The sequence below is a fragment of the Halomonas sp. TH-94 genome (assembly GCF_057473365.1).
On sequence record NZ_JBYCKL010000072.1, the window covers coordinates 1 to 18,906 of the forward strand.

Genomic DNA, 18,906 nt, shown 5'->3' on the forward strand with positions numbered 1-18,906 from the left:
AAGATGTCGCGCAACTGGCTGCTGCACAAGGTGGCCACGCTCTACACCACGGTGATTCGTGGCGTGCCCGACCTGGTGCTGATGCTGCTGCTGTTCTTCGGCGGCCAGATGGCGCTCAACGTCGCCACCGATGCCATCTACGACCAGTTCGGGGTGGACTGGTACATCAACCTCAACGCCTTCGCCGCCGGGGTGCTCACCATCGGCTTCATCTTCGGGGCCTACATGGGCGAGACCTTCCGCGGCGCCTTCATGGCCGTGGAGCACGGCCAGATCGAGGCCGGCAAGGCCTACGGCATGAGCCCCTGGCTGGTGTTCCGGCGCATCCGCTTTCCGCAGATGATGCGCCATGCCCTGCCGGGCATCTCCAACAACTGGATGGTATTGCTCAAGACCACCGCGCTGGTTTCGGTGATCGGGCTCTCGGACATGGTACGCGTGGCCGCCGAGGCGTCGCGCGCCACCCACGAGCCGTTCACCTTTCTGATCCCGGTGGCCGCCGTCTATCTGCTGATCGCCAGCGTGTCGGAGTGGATGTTCGCCCGGCTGCAGAAGCGCTACAACGTCGGCTTCGGAGGGCACTGAGATGACAGAATTGACCTGGCTCAACGAACTGCTCGCCGGCAACCGCATCTTCACCCCGCAGACCATCGGCTATTACTGGGACGGGCTGGTGCTCACCACCCAACTGGTGTTCCTGTCGCTGGTCGCCGGCCTGGTGCTGGCGATACCGCTGGCCATCGGGCGCAGCTCGGGGCGTCGCTGGATCAGCCTGCCGATCTATGCCTACACCTACGTGTTCCGCGGCACGCCGCTGCTGATCCAGCTCTACATCATCTACTACGGCGTGGTGTTCTTCGACGGCATCCAGCAGACCTTCCTCTGGCCGATCCTGCGCGAGGCCTTCTACCCGGCGCTGATCGCCTTCACCCTCAACACGGCGGCTTACACCACCGAGATATTCCGCGGGGCGATCAAGGCCACGCCACAGGGTGAAATCGAAGCGGCCAAGGCCTACGGCATGTCGCAGGGGCTGATGATGCGGCGCATCGTGCTGCCCAGCGCCTTCCGCCGCGCCCTGCCGGCCTACGGCAACGAGGTGATCTTCATGCTGCATGCCAGCGCCATCGCCAGCGTGGTCACGCTGATGGACATCACCGGCGCGGCACGCTTCGTCTATGCGCGTTTCTATGCGCCGTTCGAGGCCTTCCTGTTCGCGGCGGCGATCTACCTCTGCCTGACCTTCGCCATCCTCTACTTCTTCCGCTACCTGGAGAAAAGGCTGCTGGCTCACCTCAAGCCCCAGAGCGGCAATTGAACAACGTCAAACAGGCGTTGGAAAAAGCTCGCGCCAGGGCTTTCGACCCCGGCGTGGCTGCGCTAAATTCAGGCGCGACGTCACCGAAACGGTGCCGAACGAAAACAAAGGGAAACGAAACATGAAAAAACTGCTGACAGTATCCCTGCTGGGCGTGGCCCTCGCAGCCGGTACCGCCCAGGCCCGCGATTACGATCACGTGCGCTTCGGCGTCGACGTTCCCTACGAGCCGATGGAATACCGCACGCCGGACGGTGAGCTGACCGGCTTCGACATCGACCTGGGCAACGCCCTGTGTGCCGAGATGGGCATCACCTGCGAGTGGATCGAGCAGGAGTGGGACGGCATCATCCCCGGCCTGCTGGCGCGCAACTACGACGCCATCATGTCCTCGATGACCATCAACGACGAACGCCGCCAGACCCTGCTCTTCTCCGATCCCTACATCACCATCCCCGGTGCCTGGTTCGCCCCGGCCGGCAGCGATGTCGAAGAGATCAACGAACAGACCCTGGCCGGCAAGAGCATCGGCGTGCAGCGCGGTACCACTTTCGACAGCTACGTCACCGACAACTACGGCCGCGTAGCCAACGTCAGCCGCTACTCCACCGCCGACGACATGGTGCTCGACCTCCAGGCCCAGCGTCTGGACCTCGTCTTCCTGGAGTTCATCGTCGGCCAGGCCACCCTGCTCGACAACCACAGAGGTGAGTTCGAGGTGGTCGGCGAGATGGTCACCGAGCCGGAAGAGTACTTCGGCGAAGGCTTCGGCATCGCCTTCCGTCCGCGTGACGAGGCTCTGGCCCAGCGCTTCAACGAGGCCCTGGCCACGCTGAAGGAAGACGGCACCTACGACGAGATCTACCAGCGCTATTTCGGCGAAGAGTAAGCTCGGCGACGAGCAGGTCAAGCGAAGTACCGTCGCTATTGCGCCGCGCCACAGGGGCGCGGCGCCCTCCGATCACTATAACAACAAGGGATTGTCATGAAGAAAGCCTTCATCGCCTCGCTGACCGGCATCGTGCTGGTTTTCGGCCAGGCCCATGCCCGTGACAGCTACGATCACGTCCGCTTCGGCGTCGACGTGCCCTACGAGCCAATGCAGTACCGCACCCCGGCTGGCGAGCTGACCGGCTTCGACATCGACCTGGGCAATGCTCTGTGCGAACAGATGGGCATCACCTGCGAGTGGATCGAGCAGCAGTGGGACGGCATCATTCCCGGGCTCATGGCCCGCAACTACGATGCCATCATGTCCTCGATGACCATCAACGAGGAGCGCCGCGCTCAGGTGCTGTTCTCCGATGCTTACTTCACGCCACCCTCGGCTTGGTTCGGCCCGACCGACACCGATATCGAGACACCCTCGGAGGAGAGCCTGGCCGGGCGCACCCTGGGCGTCCAGCGCGGCACCCTGCAGGACAGCTACGCCACCGACTTCTACGGCGACGTGGCCTCTGTGCGCCGCTACTCGAGCGTGGACGACATGCTGCTGGACATGGAGTCGGGCCGTCTCGATCTGGTCTTCGTCAACTACCCGGTGGGCAAGACCACCCTGCTCGACAGCGAGCGGGGTGATTACCGCGTGGTCGGCGAGATGATCCGCGAGCCCTACGAGTATTTCGGCGATGGTATCGCGATTGCCTTCCGCCCCCGCGACGAAGCCTTGGCCGAGCGCTTCAACGCAGCGCTGGCGGCGCTCAAGGAAGACGGTACCTACGACGAGATCCACGACCGCTATTTCACGGACTAGGATCATCGATCTCCCGCCCTGGCCGGCAGCGGTCGAGGCGGGAGGTTGACAAAGCCGGTGACATGCAGGAAATTCGACTGTGTAACAAACGCATCAGGACAGTGTCCATGATCGACCGCTTCCCACAGCCCATGCCTGAGGTCTACCGCTGTTACTTCGACAGCTTCTACCTCAGCGAGTGGTTCGACGAATAGCCCCTTCCCGCGGCCATCTCGGTCGCTTAGGCACGCCCGTGCCATCTCACCTCCTTGCCGTGTAGGCAAAGAGCGTGTGCCTTGTCGCAACTGAAGCGCGACGAAAATTGCCGACGTCGGCAAACCAAGCATTGAGCAAAACAACACCTTCCCGGGAGGAAGTCTCATGCGTACGACCACCCTGTTTCTGGCTGCCAGTCTGGCAGCCGGCCTGACCGTCGGTGCCGCCCAGGCCCGTGACTATTCAGAAATTCGTCTGGGCGTCGACATTCCCTACGAGCCCTTCATGTACCGTCAGCCGGACGGCGAGCTGACCGGCTTCGAGATCGAGCTGGGCAACGCCGTCTGCGAATACCTCGAAGCCACCTGTACCTGGGTGGAGCAGGATTGGGACGGCATCATTCCCGGACTGATGGCTCGCAACTACGATGCCATCATGTCATCCATGGCGATCACCGAAGAGCGCGCCCAGCGTGTGCTTTTCTCCGAGCCCTACTACACCACCCCGAGCGCCTGGATCACCACGCGTGACCGCGGCGACATCGACATCGAAGAGCGCGACAGCCTCGAGGGGCTGGTGGTCGGCGTGCAGCGTGCCACGCTGCAGGACAACTACGTGAGCGAACTCTACGGCGATCTGGTAGAGGTCCGTCGCTACACCAGCGCCGACGACGTCGTGACCGACATGCGGGCCGGCCGCCTCGACCTCACCTTCATGGACTACCCGGTGGCGGAATCCAGCATGGCCATCGATACCGACGAGAGTCAGTTCCAGCGCATCAGCGACTTCATCAAGGAGCCGGAGCACATCTTTGGCAAGGGCGTGGGCGTGGCGTTTCGCCCCCGCGACGAAGCCTTGGCCGAGCGCTTCAACGAAGCGCTGGCCGCGCTCAAGGAAAACGGCACCTATGACGAAATCATGGCTCGCTACTTCAACTACGATATCAAGCTGTAACCCGAGCTGAACCTGGACTGAGAACGCCGGCATCTGCCGGCGTTCGAGCTCAACGAGGAACCTGGATGCTCACCCTGCTGAAGAACGCCCAATTGCATGCGCCTCGCAATATGGGGCTTTGCCATCTGTTGATCGCCGACGCACGCATCGCCGCCGTGGTACCTGCCGGCCAGCCACTGCCTGCCATCGGCCCCGCTATCGAGGAGATCGACCTGGAAGGGCGCCGGGTCATCCCCGGCCTGGTCGACCCGCTGGTGCACTTCATCGGCGGCGGCGGCGAGGGCGGCTTCGGCACGCGCACCGCCGAGCTGACCCTCGAGGACGCCCTGGCATCCGGCGTCACCACCCTGATCGGCGCCCTGGGCACCGACGCTCTGACGCGCACGCCGGCCAACCTGCTGGGCAAGGCCCGCGAGCTGGCCGCCGGCGGTCTCACCACCTACTGCTACACCGGCTCCTACCAGCTGCCGCCGGTGACGCTGACCGGCTCGGTGGGCAGCGACATTGTGTTCATTCCTGAATACATCGGCGTGGGTGAGGTGGCGATCAGCGACCATCGCGGCTCGCAGCCCTCCCCCTTCGAACTGGCCCGCCTGGCCTCGGAGGCACGCACCGCCGGCATGCTGGCGGGCAAGGCGGGGATCGTCTTCATCCATACGGGCGATGCCCCCACGCACCTGGAGCCGCTGCGCGAAGCCGTCCGCCACAGCGCCATTCCTGTCGCCCAGTTCATGCCGACCCATATCAACCGTACTCCGGCACTATTCGAGGACGGCCTGCGCTTCGCCCGCGAAGGTGGCCGCATCGACTTCACCACCAGCACCACAGCGGAACTGCTTGCCGGCGGCGAAGTGCCCGCCGCCGAAGCCGTGGCCCGCGCCCTGGAGGCTCGCGTCGAGCCGTCACGCATTACCCTCTCCTCCGATGCCAACGCCTCGCTACCCCGCTTCGATACCGAGCGCCGCTTCGTCGGGCTCGAACCCGGCCGCCTCGCCAGCCTGTTCGAGGCGGTCGGCGAATGCATTCACAAGCACGGCATATCGTTGGAGCACGCCATCGGCGCGGGCAGCACCCATACTGCCGATGCGCTCAAGCTCCCTGCCAAGGGGCGCCTGGATCCCGGCTGCGATGCCGACCTGCTGGTTCTCGCCGAGCACGAGTGGGCCATCGACGAGGTTTGGGCTCTGGGGAAAAGGGTGTATCGAAGGGGCTAACCGGGCCGTACCAGAATGCCGCGCCCGGCGAAGAAGCGTTCGAAGCCGGAGATATCGAGTCGTGCGTCCGCCTGGCTGCCCCCGGGCAGGCCGGAAGGGTTGTGGAAGCGCAGGCGCCCTCGCTCATCCCGGCCGAATAGATAGACCAGATGCCCGCCGCGATGCGGTGGGTCCTGGTCGGGTGTCCGGATCGACGGGTGCACCGAAGCGATGACCCGATGCCCCGCATCCAGCCATCCGATGAGCCGCTCGGCTTCGACATGCTCCACCACCTCGGCATTCAGCGCATGGCGTGCGCTCAACAGCTGCACCAGGGGGCGATAGTAGAGGCCCTTGATACCCGCCTCGTTGACCACATAGCCGCCCGCCTCCCGGCACCTTTCGAGTAGCTCGAACAAGGTATAACGCTCCCCTCTCAGCTCTTCGAGCATCATCTTGGTACAGGCCATACCGCAGATATGCGAGGCCCAGCGAGCGTAGACCTCGGCGCTGGGCGCACCGGACTCGGCCCAGCGTGGATCGTCGGCGACGCTCATTTCCCCGGCCAGGATCGCCGGAATGCACTCGCTGGAGACCCACTGTGAATAGTAAGCGGGAGCTGCGCTGTTCGACATCGGTGCCTCTCGATCAATGTCCCTTGTGCGGCCCCGGGACGTGGCTCGGCTCGCGTGGCTCCACGAGTCTTTCCGCCGCCGGTTGGGCCAGTTCCTGGAGAATGCCGCAGTGACTGGAATCGGTCTCGCCGTTGCAGCGCGAGCGCAGCGTGACCAACGCTTCGCGAAGCGCCTGCAACTGCTCGATGCGTGCCTCTACATGAGCGAGGTGATCGTCGATCAGGCCGTTTACCGCGTTGCAGGGCTGGCGAGGATGATCATGGTAATCGAGCAGCGTACGAATCTCCTCCAGCGTCATATCCAGAGTACGGCAGTGACGGATGAAGCGCAGCCGTTCTGCGTGCGGCTCGGCATAGCAGCGATAGTTGGCGCTCGTACGGGCAGGTTCGGGCAGCAGCCCTTCACGCTCGTAGTAGCGGATAGTTTCCACCGCGCAGCCGGTGCGGGTGGCCAGCTCACCGATTTTCATGCAGGCCTCGTCAATCGCTTGACTCTGTAGTGACTACAGGGTGTGTCATACGAGCAGACTTGGCAAGGAGCTCGAGATGACGACGAAACCAACCTGTGACAGCTGCTGCGGTGAGCAACCCTTGCGCTCGCAACCCTTGCGCTCGCAACCCTTGCGCTCGCAACCCTTGCGCTCGCAATCCTTACGCGAGGCACTCCCCTCGGACACGAGCGCTTTGCGCCTGCATATCGAGGCGATGGACTGCCCAACCGAGGAGGCCCTGCTACGCCGTGCGCTGGCGGACGTACCGGACATCGAACGCCTCGACTTCGATCTGATCAACCGCGTGCTGACCGTGCATCACCGTCACGCATCGGATGAGGCCATCGAGCGCCGTATCGCGTCCACCGGCATGAGCGCACAGCGCCACGATCCGGCACGACGCACGCCAGAAGCCAGTAACGAAGCACGCTGGTGGAAGCTGTGTGCAGCTGCACTGATGGCGCTGGCGGCCGAAGCCAGCCACTGGCTGGAGCTGGCCGAGCCCTGGCTCGCCGCCGCACTGGCATTGGCGGCCATCGCACTGGTGGGCCTACCCACCTGGAAGAAAGGTTTCATCGCCCTTCGCCACCGCACGCTCAACATCAATGCCCTGATGAGCGTGGCGGTGACCGGCGCCCTGTTGATCGGCCAGTGGGCCGAGGCGGCCATGGTGCTGGTGCTGTTCACACTGGCCGAGCGCATCGAGGCACGCTCGCTGGGCCGGGCGCGCAACGCCATTCGCGAGCTGCTCTCGTTGGCACCGGAGAGCGCCAGCGTGCGCCAACCCGACGGCGGCTTCCGCAGCGTTTCGGCCCGTGAGGTCGGGGTAGGCAGCCTGGTACGGGTACGGCCGGGCGAGCGCCTGGCGCTGGACGGTTGCGTTACCGAGGGCCATCCGGCGCTGGACGAATCGCCAATCACCGGCGAGAGCCTGCCGGTGGACAAGACGCCGGGGGCGGACGTCTTCGCCGGCAGCGTCAACCAGGGCAGCGAATTCCTCTACCGCACCACGCGTGCGGCGAGCGACACCACCCTGGCCCGCATCATCCACACCGTGGAGCAGGCCCAGGCCAGCCGCGCCCCTACCCAGCGCTTCATCGACCGCTTCGCCGCCGTCTATACCCCGGCGGTATTCGCCCTTGCCCTGCTGGTGGGCCTCACTTGGCCGTGGCTGTTCGGCGTGACCTGGCTCGAAGCCAGCTACCGCGCTCTGGTACTGCTGGTGATCGCCTGCCCCTGTGCGCTGGTGATTTCCACCCCGGTGACCGTGGTCAGCGGTCTGGCCGCCGCAGCCCGTGCGGGGATCCTGATCAAGGGCGGCAACGTGCTCGAGCAGGGGCGTCGTCTCGTCACCATCGCCTTCGACAAGACCGGCACCCTGACCCAGGGCCGCCCCTCGCAGCGCGCCTGGCACCCCCTCGACTCGACGCTGGACACCGCCGGTCGCGAACGCCTGCGAGCCCTGGCCGCAGGGCTCGCCAGTCGGTCGTCGCATCCGGTATCGGCGGCCCTGGCCCAGGCCGCCGAGGCCGACGGGGTCGTTCCGCTGGAAGTGAGCGACGTACGGGAACTGCCCGGTCGGGGCGTGGTTGCCAGGCAAGGTGAACAGGCGGTCTGGCTTGGCAACCGGCGGCTGATGCGGCAGTTCGCGCCGACCGACGAGGCGTTCGAGGCTCAGCTGGTACAGTACGAAGCCCGAGGTGAAACCCTGGTCCTTCTCGGCGAGGAGAGCCGTCCACAGGCTCTGTTCGCCGTTGGCGATCCGCTGCGCGAGGAGAGCCCGGCCGCCATCGCGGCGCTGCATCAACTGGGCGTGACCACGCTGATGCTGAGCGGCGACACCCCGGCCAGCGTGGCCGCGGTAGCCACCCAGGCCGGTATCGACGAAGCTCACGGTGCGCTGCTGCCCGAGGACAAGCTGGCGATGATCGAGGCACGCGCCCAGCAAGGGCCGGTGGGCATGGTAGGCGACGGCATCAACGACGCCCCGGCGCTGGCCCGTGCCGACATCGGCTTTGCCATGGGCGCGCTGGGCAGCGACGCCGCCATCGAGACCGCCGACGTGGCTTTGATGGACGACGACCCGCGCCGGCTGGCCGACTTCCTGCGTCTTTCTCGCCGTACGCACGCGATACTGATGCAGAACATCGCCATTGCCCTTGGGCTCAAGGCGGTGTTCATGGTGCTTGCCTTTACCGGTCACGCGACGCTGTGGATGGCGGTATTCGCCGACATGGGCGCCAGCCTGATCGTGGTGGCCAACGGTCTGCGGTTGCTGCGCCCCGGAATTACACAGGTACGCTCACGACCCCTTGCGTCTTGAATGAAGGGCCACGGCACGCTGCATGAAGTTGACGATCCAGCGCGCCATCAGCGTATCGTCCACTGGCGCGGCCAGCGACGTTACTCCCTGGCTCACCCGCTCGTCGCCGACCAGCTCGCGGCGCAGCGCCATCAGGTCGCGGGAATAGGCCTTGGTGAATTCCGGATGCCCCTGCACGCCGAGGAAGTGCTCGCCAATCTGCATCAGGTAGTGAGGGCAGAAGTCGCTGCCCCCCACGATGGTGGCCTGGGGTGGCAGGAGCTCGACCTGGTCCTGGTGGCTGACCAGCAGGTCGAGGCCCGGCTGCCAGGGTTCCATCCATTCGGCCCGAGCCTCGACGCGATTGAACGACATGCCCACCCCCCAGCCTCTCTCGCTCTTGACCACCTCGCCGCCCAGCGCCTTGGCCATCAGCTGGTGACCGAAACAGATGCCCACCAGCGGCTTGCCGGCCTCCCACAGGTCACGCACGAACACACTCAGATCATCGACCCAGGACAACCCATCGTTGACGCCATGCTTGGATCCGGTGGTCATCCAGGCATCGACGGCGTCGATGTCGTCGGGAATCTCACCATCCTGACAGCGCCATACGCGAAACTCGAGCATGGGGTCGACCCGATGGAACAGGTCCGCGAACATTTCCGGATAGTTGCCGTGGGCCTCGCGCAGTTCAGGCGCCACGTCATCGCACTGCAGTAGCCCGATGCGCATCGATGAATCTCCTTTCAGTAAACCTTCCCTGGCTTCGCCAGACTCGCCACCATGCACACTCACGCCCAAGCGATCAAAGCCTGCCTTCCACGGCGGCAACGAAGATACCGCGGTACTCGTCGGCGTCGAAGGCTACCGGGTTGGTGCCAGACGACGGGTCCGCCACCGCCATGCGACCGACCTTGTCGGCCTGGCGCGCATCGATGCCGATCTCCGCCAGGGTATGCGGGATGCCAAGCCGCTCACGCAGACCCAGTACCCAGTCGATCACCGCCGCCGTGCCCGGCTGGTCCAGGTTGAGATAGCGACCCAGACGCACCATGGGCTCGCCGATGGCGCGCTCGTTGGCACGCAGCACGTAGGGCATCAGCACTGCGTTCAAGGTTCCGTGGTGGGCATCGAACAGCGCCCCGAGCGGATGTGCCAAGGCATGCATGGCCCCCAGGCCGCGTTGGAAAGCGGTGGCCCCCATGCTCGAGGCCACCAGCATGTTCATGCGCGCCTCGAGGTCATGACCGTCGCTGTAGGCGCGCTGTAAATAGAGATCGATGCGACGCATGCCCTCCACGGCGATCCCCTCCGCCATGGGATGAAAGCGCGGCGAGCACCACGCCTCCATGCAGTGAGACAGCGCATCCATGCCGGTAGCTGCGGTGATGGCGGGCGGCAGCCCCACGGTGAGTTCGGGGTCGAGGATCACCGTGGCCGGCACCATACCGGGGTGGAAGATGATGCGCTTGACGTGTTCCGCCTCGTCAGTGATTACCGAGGCGCGTCCCACTTCGGAGCCGGTGCCGGCAGTGGTGGGCACGGCAACGATGGGGGCGATGGCCTTGGCGTCGGCGTTCTTCCAGTTGTCGCCGATATCCTCCAGCGACCACAGCGACAGCCCCTCGCGCTGGTTGGCCATCAGCGCCACCGCCTTGGCGGCGTCCAGCCCCGAGCCGCCGCCGAAGGCGATCACGCCATCGTGGCTACCGTTGCGGAACGCGTCGATGCCGTCGAGCACGTTGCGCCCGGTGGGGTTGCCCTTGACCTGGCTGAATACGGCAATGCCCAAGCCGGCTTCCCGGCACGCCTCGACGCTCTCCTGCACCAGCGGCAGCGCCGCAAGGCCGGGATCGGTGATCAGCAGCGGCGCGCCCATGCCCAACGCCTGGCACGCCCCGGGCAGGTCACGGATGCGCCCCGCCCCGGTGAGGATATTCGAAGGGTAGTTCCAGCCCATGGTGAAATGATTAATGTCGTGACTCATGGCGAGCTCCTGGGCCAGTTCAGGCGTGCTTGAGATGAAAGGACTTGGGCCGGGTCAGCGTTTCATAGCCGATACGCGACAGCGAACAGCCACGCCCCGACTGCTTGACGCCGGTCCAGGCCAGCTCCGGATCGAGATAGTCGCAGCGGTTGGTGAACACGGTGCCGGCTTCCAGTCTTGCCGCCAGCGCCTCGCCCACCGCCAGGTCGCGGGTGAACACCGCCGCCGTGAGACCGAAGTCGCTGTCGTTCATCAACCGCACGGCCTCGTCGTCGTCCGCTACCGGCATGATGCCGACCACCGGGCCGAAGCTCTCCTCTGTCATGACCCGCATCGAGTGGTCGACATCGGTCAGCACCTGCGGCGCCAGGTAGGCGCTGCCGGGCAGCGAGAGCGAATACTCACCGGGGTCGATCCACGCCTTGCCCCCGGCGGCCACCGCCTCCTCGATCTGGCCACGCACGAAATCCGCCGCCGCAGGTCGCACCAGCGGGCCCAGGGTGGTCTCGGGGTCGGTAGGGTTGCCCAGACGCAGCTGGCGCACCCAGGCCACGGCACGCTCGACGAAATCGTCGAAGATCGACTGGTGCACATAGATGCGCTCGATGCCACAGCAGCTCTGGCCCGAATTGAAGAAGGCGCCGTCCATCACCCCGGGCACCGCCTCATCGAGATTCACGTCGGCACGTATGTAGGCCGGGTCCTTACCGCCCAGCTCCAGCCCGCTGGCAATGAAACGCCCGGCGGCATTGCGCTCGACCATCGCGCCGCCCGCCACCGAACCGGTGAAGGAGACATGGGCGATACGGGCGTCGCGTACCACGGCCTCGGCGGCATCGTGGGAGAGGTGCAGGTGCTGAAACACGCCCTCGGGCAGCCCGACCTCGTCGAAGGCCTGCTGGAAGCGCTCGGCGCACAGCGGAGTCTGGGCGGAGTGCTTGAGGATCACCGCATTGCCGGCCATGATCGCCGGCACCACGGCGTTTACCGCGGTCATGAAAGGGAAGTTCCAGGGGGCGACGATGAACGATACGCCCAGCGGTTCGCGGGTGATGTAGCGGGTGAAACCCGGCTTGTCGGCCAGGCGAATCGGCGCTAGCGCCTCCTCTGCCATGGCGATCATGGTGCGCGCCCGGTCTTCGAAGCCGCCGATCTCGCCGCCGGCCACTGCGATCGGGCGGCCCATCTGCCAGGTCAGCTCCAGTGCCAGCTCGTCGCGCCGGGCAACGAAGGCATCCACCATTTTCGAGCACAGCCGCGCCCGTTCGGCGAGACTCGTCTCGCGCCAGGCACGCTGCGCCGCTACCGCCCTTTCCAGTGCCGCTTCGACCCACGCCGGGTCGGCCAGCTCCCGCTCGACGTAGACCGACCCGTCGACCGGAGAAATCGTCTTCTGTATGGCCACTTGGCGTTCTCCTGCTATCAAATCCGTTTCATCAACCCTTTCGGGGCCGAGCGAACGGCGTCAGAACAAGGCGGAGCAACGAGAAATCGCGGAGTTGGCTGTAGCCAATGAGCAGATTTCGAGGCGCTCCAACGCAGTGCTGGCGTCGTACAGCCGGCCCAGACTCAGATAATTTCGAAGTAGCGGTCCAACTCCCAGTCAGTAATATGGCGACGGAACTGGCGCTCCTCCCATTCCCGCGTGGCCGCGAAGTGCTCGACGAAAGCCTCGCCGAACAGGCTGCGCGCCGCGTCGGAAGCTTTCAACCGCTGGGCGGCCTCCCATAGCGTGCGTGCCAGCGCCTGGTGCTCGGGGTGGTTCAGCTCGTAGGAGTTGCCGGTCACCATTTCGTCCGGCTCGAGCCGGTGCTCGATGCCGTACAGGCCCGAGCCGATCGCCGCGGCCAGTGCCAGGTAGGGGTTGGCATCGGCGCTGCCCAGGCGATACTCGACCCGCTGAGACTTGGCGCTGCCGGGTATCACACGCAGCGCGGTGGTACGGTTCTCCACCCCCCAGGTGGCGTCGGTGGGTGCCCAGAAGCCGGGGATCAGACGGGTGTAGCTGTTCACCGTGGGCGAGAACATGGCCAGGAACTCCGGCATCAGCTGCTGCTGGCCGGCCACGAAGTGGCGCTGGATATCGCTCATGCCATGGGGCTTGTCGGCGTCGAAGAAGGCCGATTCGCCGCCGTCGGCATGGTTGAGCGAGAGGTGGATATGGCCGCTCTGGCCGGGGTAGTCCGGCGACCACTTGGCCATGAAGGTGGCCATCAGCCCGCGGCGCTGCGCCCACACCTTGGTGAATGTCTTGAACAGCGCGCCCTTGTCGCCGGCGGCCAGAGCCTGGTCGACGCAAATGGCCGCTTCCAGCACGCCGGGGCCGGTCTCGGTGTGCAACCCTTCGATGGGGAAGTCCATCGCCTCGGCCATGGCCAGCAGCTCGTGATAGAGCTCGCCATGCACCGAACTTCGCAGCATGGAGTAGCCCATCATGTCCGGTGTCAGCGGCTTGAGGTTGCGAAAGCCCTTCTCGCGGATCGACTCCGGGGTCTCCTGGAACAGGAAGAACTCGTACTCCAGCGCCGCGCAGGCGTGAAAGCCCATCTCCTCGGCCCTGGCCAGCACGCGGCGCAGCAGGCCACGTGGGCAGATCTCCCCGGCAGGCCCGGTAAACTCGGCTAGGAACAGCAGCATGTCGCCCTCGCAGGGCAGGTCGCGACAGCTCTCGGGTATCACGCGCAGCGCGGCATCCGGATAGCCGGTATGCCAGCCGGTGTACTTCACGTTGTCGTACAGCTCGTCCTTGCTGTCCCAGCCCAGCACCACGTCGCAGAAGGCAAAGCCCTCGCTCAAGGCGTGAAAGAACTTGTCGCGGCGCATGTACTTGCCGACCATCACGCCATCCATGTCGAACATGCCCACCTTGACGTGGCTCAGGCCACGCTGTTCGACGATACGTCGGGCATCGTCGGCGTTCGTTACGTCTCTTGCCTGGAGTCGGCTCATCTCGGCTTCCTCGACCCGCTTGTCGTTGTCGTTCGTTGCTCTGGCGCTGCAGGCGGGGCGGACGCTTCGAACGCCCGCCCCTTACGCTCAACCATAGCGGTAAGGCGGGCCTGCCTGCTGCATGGTCTGGCGATAGTCCTTGAGTATCTGCACCACTCGGGCGCTGCGGTCGCTCTCCTGAGCAATCTCGTCCCAGAAGGCCAGGGCCTCGTCCTCCAGCTGCTGCCACTCCTCCTCGGGGATCGAGGTCAGTTCGAGCTTGCCGCCGGTGGTGCGGTAATGCGCCTCGCCCCACCAATACCAGTGTTGGCGGTAGTAGTGAGAGCTGTCCATGCACAGCTTGAACAGCATTTGCAGGTGCTCCGGCACCTCGTTCCAGCGGTCGGTGTTGGCAAAGTAGGAACCGGCCCAGGCGCCGGAAATGTTGTTGGTCAGATAGTAGTTGCTGACGTCGGCCCAGCCCACGGTATAGGCCTCGGTGATCCCGGCCCAGGCGATGCCGTCGAGCTCGCGGGTCTGCATGGCGACCTCGATGTCCTCCCACGGCAGGGTCACCGGCACCACGCCGAAGCGACTGAGGAAGCGCCCGGCGGTAGGAAAGGTGAACACACGCTTGCCGCGCAGGTCCTCGAGGCTTCTTATCGGGTCGCGGGTGACGAAGTTGCAGGGGTCCCAGGCCCCCGAGCCGAGCCAGGTGACACCGTCGATCTCGCCGTAGGCCTCTTCCCAGATCTCCTTGAGTCCGTAGTGGTGAAACAGCGCCGGCACGTCGAGACTGTAGCGCGAGGCGAAGGGGAAATAGCCGCCGAACACCGAGACGTCCACCGGGGCGTTGATCGAGTCGTCATCGCTCTGCACGGCGTCGATGGTGCCGCGCTGCATGGCCCGGAACAGCTCGCCGGTAGGTACCAGCTGATCGGCATAATAGAGCTCGATCTCCATCTCGCCATTGGCCGCCTTGTTGAAGGCATCGATGGAGGGCTTGATGACGTGGGCGGCCAGCGCCGGCCCGGCGTAGGTCTGCAGGCGCCAGCGAATCGGGCGGCGCGACTGGGCGTGTACATAGGGCGCCGCAAGGGTCGTGGCCCCCACGGTGGCGGCGGTGGCAAGTCCCGCCTTCTTGAGAAAATCGCGACGGTTGGTCATGGCTCTTCATCCTCACTGCGTCTTGTTGTTGAAATACGCTGGAAAAGATCGCTTCGGTTTCACGCTCGTGATGCGTCGGTTCACCTCCTGGGTCAGTAGCCGCGATAGAGCTGCGGCAGCCACAGCGCCAATTGCGGGAAGATGGTGATGAGCGCCAGCCCTATCAGCATGATGCCGACGAAAGGCCAGACGCTGCGGTAGATGTCGCCCAGCGACACTTCCGGCGGCGCCATGGCGCGCATCAGGAACAGGTTGTAGCCGAACGGCGGGGTCATGTAGGCGATCTGCACGGTGATGGTATAGAGCACGCCGTACCAGATCGGATCGAAGCCGAGGCTGATCACCAGAGGAACGTAGAGCGGCGCCACGATCACCAGCATGGCGGTGTCGTCGAGGAACATGCCGAGCAGGATGTAGGAGAGCTGCATCATCACCAGGATCTGCCACGGGCTCATGCCGACCCGGTCGAGGAACACGTTCTCGATGGCGCGCACCGCGCCGAGGCCGTCGAACACCGCGCCGAAGCACAGCGCCGCCAGGATGATCCACATGAACATGCAGCTGATGCCGAGCGTCTTGCGCACGGTGCTCTCGATCACCTTCCAGCTCAGACGCCGTTTGACCAGCGCCGCCAGAGTGGCCGACACCGCGCCCACCGCCGAGCTCTCCACCAGGCTGGTCACACCCATCAGGAACAGTCCGGTCATGAAGAAGAAGATCAGCAGCGGCAGGATGCCGGCACGCAGCAGCTTGAGCTTCTCGCCCAGGCTCATCTGGCGCTCCTCGGCGGGAAGCGCCGGCCCCAGGTGCGGCTGCAGGCGGCAGCGGATGACGATATAGATGACGAACATGGCCGCCAGGATCAGTCCTGGAATGGCTCCGGCCAGCCACAGCTGGCTCACCGGCTGACGCGCGATCATGCCGTAGAGCACCAATACCACGCTGGGCGGTACCAGAATGCCCAGCGAGCTGCCGGCCTGGATCACGCCGGTCACCATCACCTTGTCGTAGCCGCGTCGCAGCAGCTCCGGCAGGGCGATGGTGGCACCGATGGCCATCCCCGCCACGCTCAGTCCGTTCATCGCCGAGACCACCACCATCAGGCCGATGGTGCCCACCGCCAGGCCGCCCCGAAGCGAGCCCATCCACACGTGGAACATCTCGTAGAGTTCACCGGCTATGCCCGACTCGGAGAGCATGTAGCCCATGTAGATGAAGAGCGGCAACGTCAGCAGGGGGTACCAGTTCATCAACTGGATGGCAGCGCTGAAGGGCATCTCCACCCCGCCCTGCCCCCACATCAGCAGCGAGGCGGTGGCGCCGACGAAGCCGATCACGCCGAACACCCGCTGCCCGGTGAGCAACAGCAGCATCATGGTGGAAAACATCAGCAGGGCGATCATCTCGTAGCTCATTCGAGAAGCTCCCCTTCCAGACGGATACCGCGAGCACGGGCGATGTCCTTGAACAGGGTCGAGACGCTCTGCAACAGCATGAGAAACACGCCGAAGGTCATCACCATCTTGATCGGGGCCAGCGGGGGCGCCCAGGCGGTGTAACTCTTCTCGCCGTAGCGCAGGGCGTATTCGGTGCTGGAAATGCCGCCGAACAGTAGCGCGCCGAGAAAGACGATGAGCAGCAGGATGGTGAGGGCATCGACCCAGGCACGGGTGCGGTCGGACCAGCGCGAGTAGAACAGGTCCATGCGCACGTGGGAGCCCATCTGCATGGCATAGGCGCCGCCCAGCAGATAATAGGAGGACATGAGAAACTGGGAGACTTCGATGCTCCAGATCAGCGGGCTGTTGAAAGCGGTACGCGCCACCGAGGCGTAGAGCAGCACCCCGATCATGACGAAGATCATGAACATGACGATACGTCCCACCACCCGGTTGAACGCATCCACCCAACGAACGTAGAGCATTATTATTCTTGGCATCGTCCGGCACCGACCTATGGCTTCGCATTGTTCCGCTCAAGTCTTCGAACGAAATCCATCAATGCGCAACGAGCATCGGAAACGGCAACAGCTGGTATATCGATGAAATCGATAGTGCCCTTGCAACGTGCATCGTGGCCCGGCCATGCACCGTAACTCGACGGCGGGCGCCGGATCAGAAGCGCGTGACGACCTCACCTGAGAGCCAGGGCAGCTCACGCTCCAGCTGGGTACGAAAGCGCTGTTCCAGCAGGCGGCGACTGTCCCGGGCCAGCAGCGCGGGAAGTTCGCCCAGCTCATCGCGACGGGCGACCAGGGTAAGCTCTCGGGTCAGCGGTGCCAGCGGCAGAGGCGCAACGGCAACCTGCAGACTGTCCAGGCCGGCCTGATAGAGGCACAGCGGCGTGGTGACGGTCCAGCCGGCGCCGGCACTGACCAGGCGCAGCACGGCGAAGGTATTGTCGAGATGCAGCCGAGCCGGCAGCTCGAGCTGGTTCAATCGCAGGTGGCGCTCGATGGCCTGACCGATCAGCGACTGAGGCGTGTAGCGCACGAAATCCAGGTGGCGCGCCAGCCAGCGCAGGTTGTCCAGCGGTCCGTTCCAGGAGAGCGGCACCACCAGCACGAAGGGTTCGCGAAGGAGGGCGTGGCGCTCCAGGCCATCGTAGTTTTCCAGCCGGTCATCGGAAATAATGATATCCACATGCCGTGTGAGCAGAGAGTGGCCGTGCATGTGCGACAACCCGGTGGTCAAGGTATAGTCGCGGGTATAGCGCCGAATGAGTTCGATCAGCGGCTGGCCGACAGCCGTTGCCAGCGAGTCGACCAGTGCCAGCCGCACCTGATGGAGCTGACCGAAGCCACCGCTGACCAGTTCGCGACGAGTGTTGCGCGCATCGTCGAGAAGTCGCCTGGCACGGTCGTAGAAAAAACGCCCTGCGCTGGTGGGCTCGAGGGGGCGGGAGTGGCGCTTGAACAGCGACACCCCCATGCTCTCCTCAAGGTTCGCCAGGCTTTGTGACACCGATGATTGCTTGAGCCCCAGCCGCCTGGCCGCCGCACTCTGGCTGCCCTGCTCAAGGGTCTCGACGAAGATCTCCATACTGCGAAGATCGAAACCGAAGCCGCTGCGCATTGCCGTGATTCTCCTGCCCTGCCCCGGGTCCGGCGGAACTCGCCTGGCACGCTCCGGTCACAAAGGCACTGTTATAATTGAAATTTTGTCAGACAAGGAGGTCATGATGACCGTACAGACCGCCAGCCGCGCGGCGCCGGAACGTCCCCTGTCCACCTGGACGGGATGGGGCCAGTGGCTGGCGCTGGCCACCATGACCATCGACCACCTGACCCGCTACGTTCTCCCCAGTGCGTGGGAGCTCGGCTGGGCCGGCTCGTCGCTGGGCCGTATCGCCTTTCCCCTGTTCGCCGCCATGGTCGCCTGGCATGGCCTGTTCAATACCCGCGACCCACTGCGCTACGCAAGGCGCATCCTGGTCATTGGCATCGCCGCGCAGCTCCCCTACATGCTGATGCCCCGGGCCTCCGACGCCTTCATGCTCAATGTCTGCTTCACACTGGCGCTGGGGTTGGCCTGGGGAGCCTGGCTGCGCCAGTTGCTCGAACGCCACCGCAGCGGCGGGCTGGGCAGCACCTGGCTGGCGGCAGCGGTGGCTGCCACACTGGCGATCTGGTATCTGCTCGGCGGCTGGGTCGAGTATGGCCACCGCGGCCTGCTGCTGGTGCCGCTGTTCATGCTTGCCATGCATCACCTGCATGGCGCCGGCGACAGCCTGATCGAACGCCTGCAGGCGGTAGCCCTGGCGGCTCCGGTACTTATCGTGGCGGGGCTGATGAACAGCTCCGACATGGCCAAGTCGTTTACCGTCGCCACCTGCCTCGCCGTGCTATGGCTGGCGGCCGGCGCCCACCGGCTGACCCCGGGCGTTCCCATCGCCATGCACCGCCGGCTGTGGCTGACCTGGTACCCGGGTCACTTCGCACTGATAGCACTATGGCTCTGGGCCAGCGGCGGAATCGGCTGA

General features: G+C 65.0%; 18 protein-coding genes. 8 read left to right on the forward strand and 10 right to left on the reverse strand.

Features of this window, described 5'->3' with window-relative positions; translation table 11 throughout:
• From AC2VNO_RS14255 to iadA, 6 genes are all read left to right on the forward strand, one after another.
• A partial coding sequence (locus AC2VNO_RS14255; protein ID WP_486934748.1) for an ABC transporter permease occupies positions 1-585 on the forward strand: 585 nt, incomplete at its 5' end.
• Position 586: 1 nt separating this feature from the next.
• Positions 587-1,318: an ABC transporter permease gene (locus AC2VNO_RS14260; RefSeq protein ID WP_234270028.1), complete on the forward strand. Its 732-nt coding sequence runs from the start codon at positions 587-589 to the stop codon at positions 1,316-1,318.
• A 121-nt stretch (positions 1,319-1,439) separates the two neighbouring features.
• Complete coding sequence (locus tag AC2VNO_RS14265; protein WP_486934749.1) at positions 1,440-2,207, forward strand: transporter substrate-binding domain-containing protein; 768 nt, start codon at positions 1,440-1,442, stop codon at positions 2,205-2,207.
• A gap of 96 nt (positions 2,208-2,303) precedes the next feature.
• Positions 2,304-3,071 (forward strand): transporter substrate-binding domain-containing protein, encoded by a 768-nt coding sequence (locus tag AC2VNO_RS14270; RefSeq protein WP_486934750.1) that lies wholly within the window; start codon positions 2,304-2,306, stop codon positions 3,069-3,071.
• Between the two features lie 360 nt (positions 3,072-3,431).
• Positions 3,432-4,220, forward strand: coding sequence for a transporter substrate-binding domain-containing protein (locus tag AC2VNO_RS14275; RefSeq protein WP_486934751.1), 789 nt, complete (start codon positions 3,432-3,434; stop codon positions 4,218-4,220).
• A 65-nt stretch (positions 4,221-4,285) separates the two neighbouring features.
• The gene (gene iadA / locus AC2VNO_RS14280) at positions 4,286-5,434 is read left to right on the forward strand and encodes a beta-aspartyl-peptidase (RefSeq protein WP_486934752.1); all 1,149 of its coding nucleotides are present in this window, start codon (positions 4,286-4,288) and stop codon (positions 5,432-5,434) included.
• Here the strand turns inward: iadA and AC2VNO_RS14285 are convergent.
• Positions 5,431-6,048 carry a C39 family peptidase gene (locus AC2VNO_RS14285; RefSeq protein ID WP_486934753.1) on the reverse strand — a complete coding sequence of 206 codons (618 nt, stop codon included), beginning with the start codon at positions 6,046-6,048 and terminating at the stop codon, positions 5,431-5,433. The genes iadA and AC2VNO_RS14285 overlap by 4 nt on opposite strands.
• 13 nt (positions 6,049-6,061) lie before the next feature.
• The gene (gene cadR, locus AC2VNO_RS14290) at positions 6,062-6,517 is read right to left on the reverse strand and encodes a Cd(II)/Pb(II)-responsive transcriptional regulator (RefSeq protein ID WP_486934754.1); all 456 of its coding nucleotides are present in this window, start codon (positions 6,515-6,517) and stop codon (positions 6,062-6,064) included.
• Between the two features lie 214 nt (positions 6,518-6,731).
• Between cadR and AC2VNO_RS14295 the strand changes: the two genes are divergently transcribed.
• Positions 6,732-8,861: a heavy metal translocating P-type ATPase gene (locus AC2VNO_RS14295; RefSeq protein WP_486934755.1), complete on the forward strand. Its 2,130-nt coding sequence runs from the start codon at positions 6,732-6,734 to the stop codon at positions 8,859-8,861.
• Here the strand turns inward: AC2VNO_RS14295 and AC2VNO_RS14300 are convergent.
• The 8 genes from AC2VNO_RS14300 to AC2VNO_RS14335 form a co-directional block, all read right to left on the reverse strand.
• On the reverse strand, positions 8,841-9,575 hold the full coding sequence (locus AC2VNO_RS14300; protein WP_486934756.1) for a glutamine amidotransferase-related protein: 735 nt from the start codon (positions 9,573-9,575) through the stop codon (positions 8,841-8,843). The two genes, AC2VNO_RS14295 and AC2VNO_RS14300, sit on opposite strands and share 21 nt — an antisense overlap.
• A 73-nt stretch (positions 9,576-9,648) precedes the next feature.
• Positions 9,649-10,830, reverse strand: coding sequence for an iron-containing alcohol dehydrogenase (locus AC2VNO_RS14305; RefSeq protein WP_486934757.1), 1,182 nt, complete (start codon positions 10,828-10,830; stop codon positions 9,649-9,651).
• Positions 10,831-10,849: 19 nt separating this feature from the next.
• Entirely contained in the window at positions 10,850-12,235 is a 1,386-nt protein-coding gene (locus AC2VNO_RS14310) for an aldehyde dehydrogenase family protein (protein ID WP_486934758.1), read from the reverse strand.
• 164 nt (positions 12,236-12,399) lie between these two features.
• A complete protein-coding gene (locus tag AC2VNO_RS14315; protein ID WP_486934759.1) occupies positions 12,400-13,779 on the reverse strand; it encodes a glutamine synthetase family protein in 1,380 nt (459 codons plus the stop codon).
• Between the two features lie 87 nt (positions 13,780-13,866).
• Entirely contained in the window at positions 13,867-14,925 is a 1,059-nt protein-coding gene (locus AC2VNO_RS14320; RefSeq protein WP_486934760.1) for a TRAP transporter substrate-binding protein, read from the reverse strand.
• A 92-nt stretch (positions 14,926-15,017) separates the two neighbouring features.
• Positions 15,018-16,340: a TRAP transporter large permease gene (locus tag AC2VNO_RS14325; RefSeq protein WP_486934761.1), complete on the reverse strand. Its 1,323-nt coding sequence runs from the start codon at positions 16,338-16,340 to the stop codon at positions 15,018-15,020.
• Positions 16,337-16,849 carry a TRAP transporter small permease subunit gene (locus tag AC2VNO_RS14330; RefSeq protein ID WP_486934762.1) on the reverse strand — a complete coding sequence of 171 codons (513 nt, stop codon included), beginning with the start codon at positions 16,847-16,849 and terminating at the stop codon, positions 16,337-16,339. The genes AC2VNO_RS14325 and AC2VNO_RS14330 overlap by 4 nt, the downstream gene beginning before the upstream one ends.
• Before the next feature lie 190 nt (positions 16,850-17,039).
• Positions 17,040-17,999: a LysR family transcriptional regulator gene (locus AC2VNO_RS14335; RefSeq protein WP_486934763.1), complete on the reverse strand. Its 960-nt coding sequence runs from the start codon at positions 17,997-17,999 to the stop codon at positions 17,040-17,042.
• Positions 18,000-18,105: 106 nt separating this feature from the next.
• On the opposite strand from AC2VNO_RS14335, the gene AC2VNO_RS14340 reads away from it, so the two are divergent.
• Entirely contained in the window at positions 18,106-18,906 is an 801-nt protein-coding gene (locus tag AC2VNO_RS14340; protein ID WP_486934764.1) for a TraX family protein, read from the forward strand.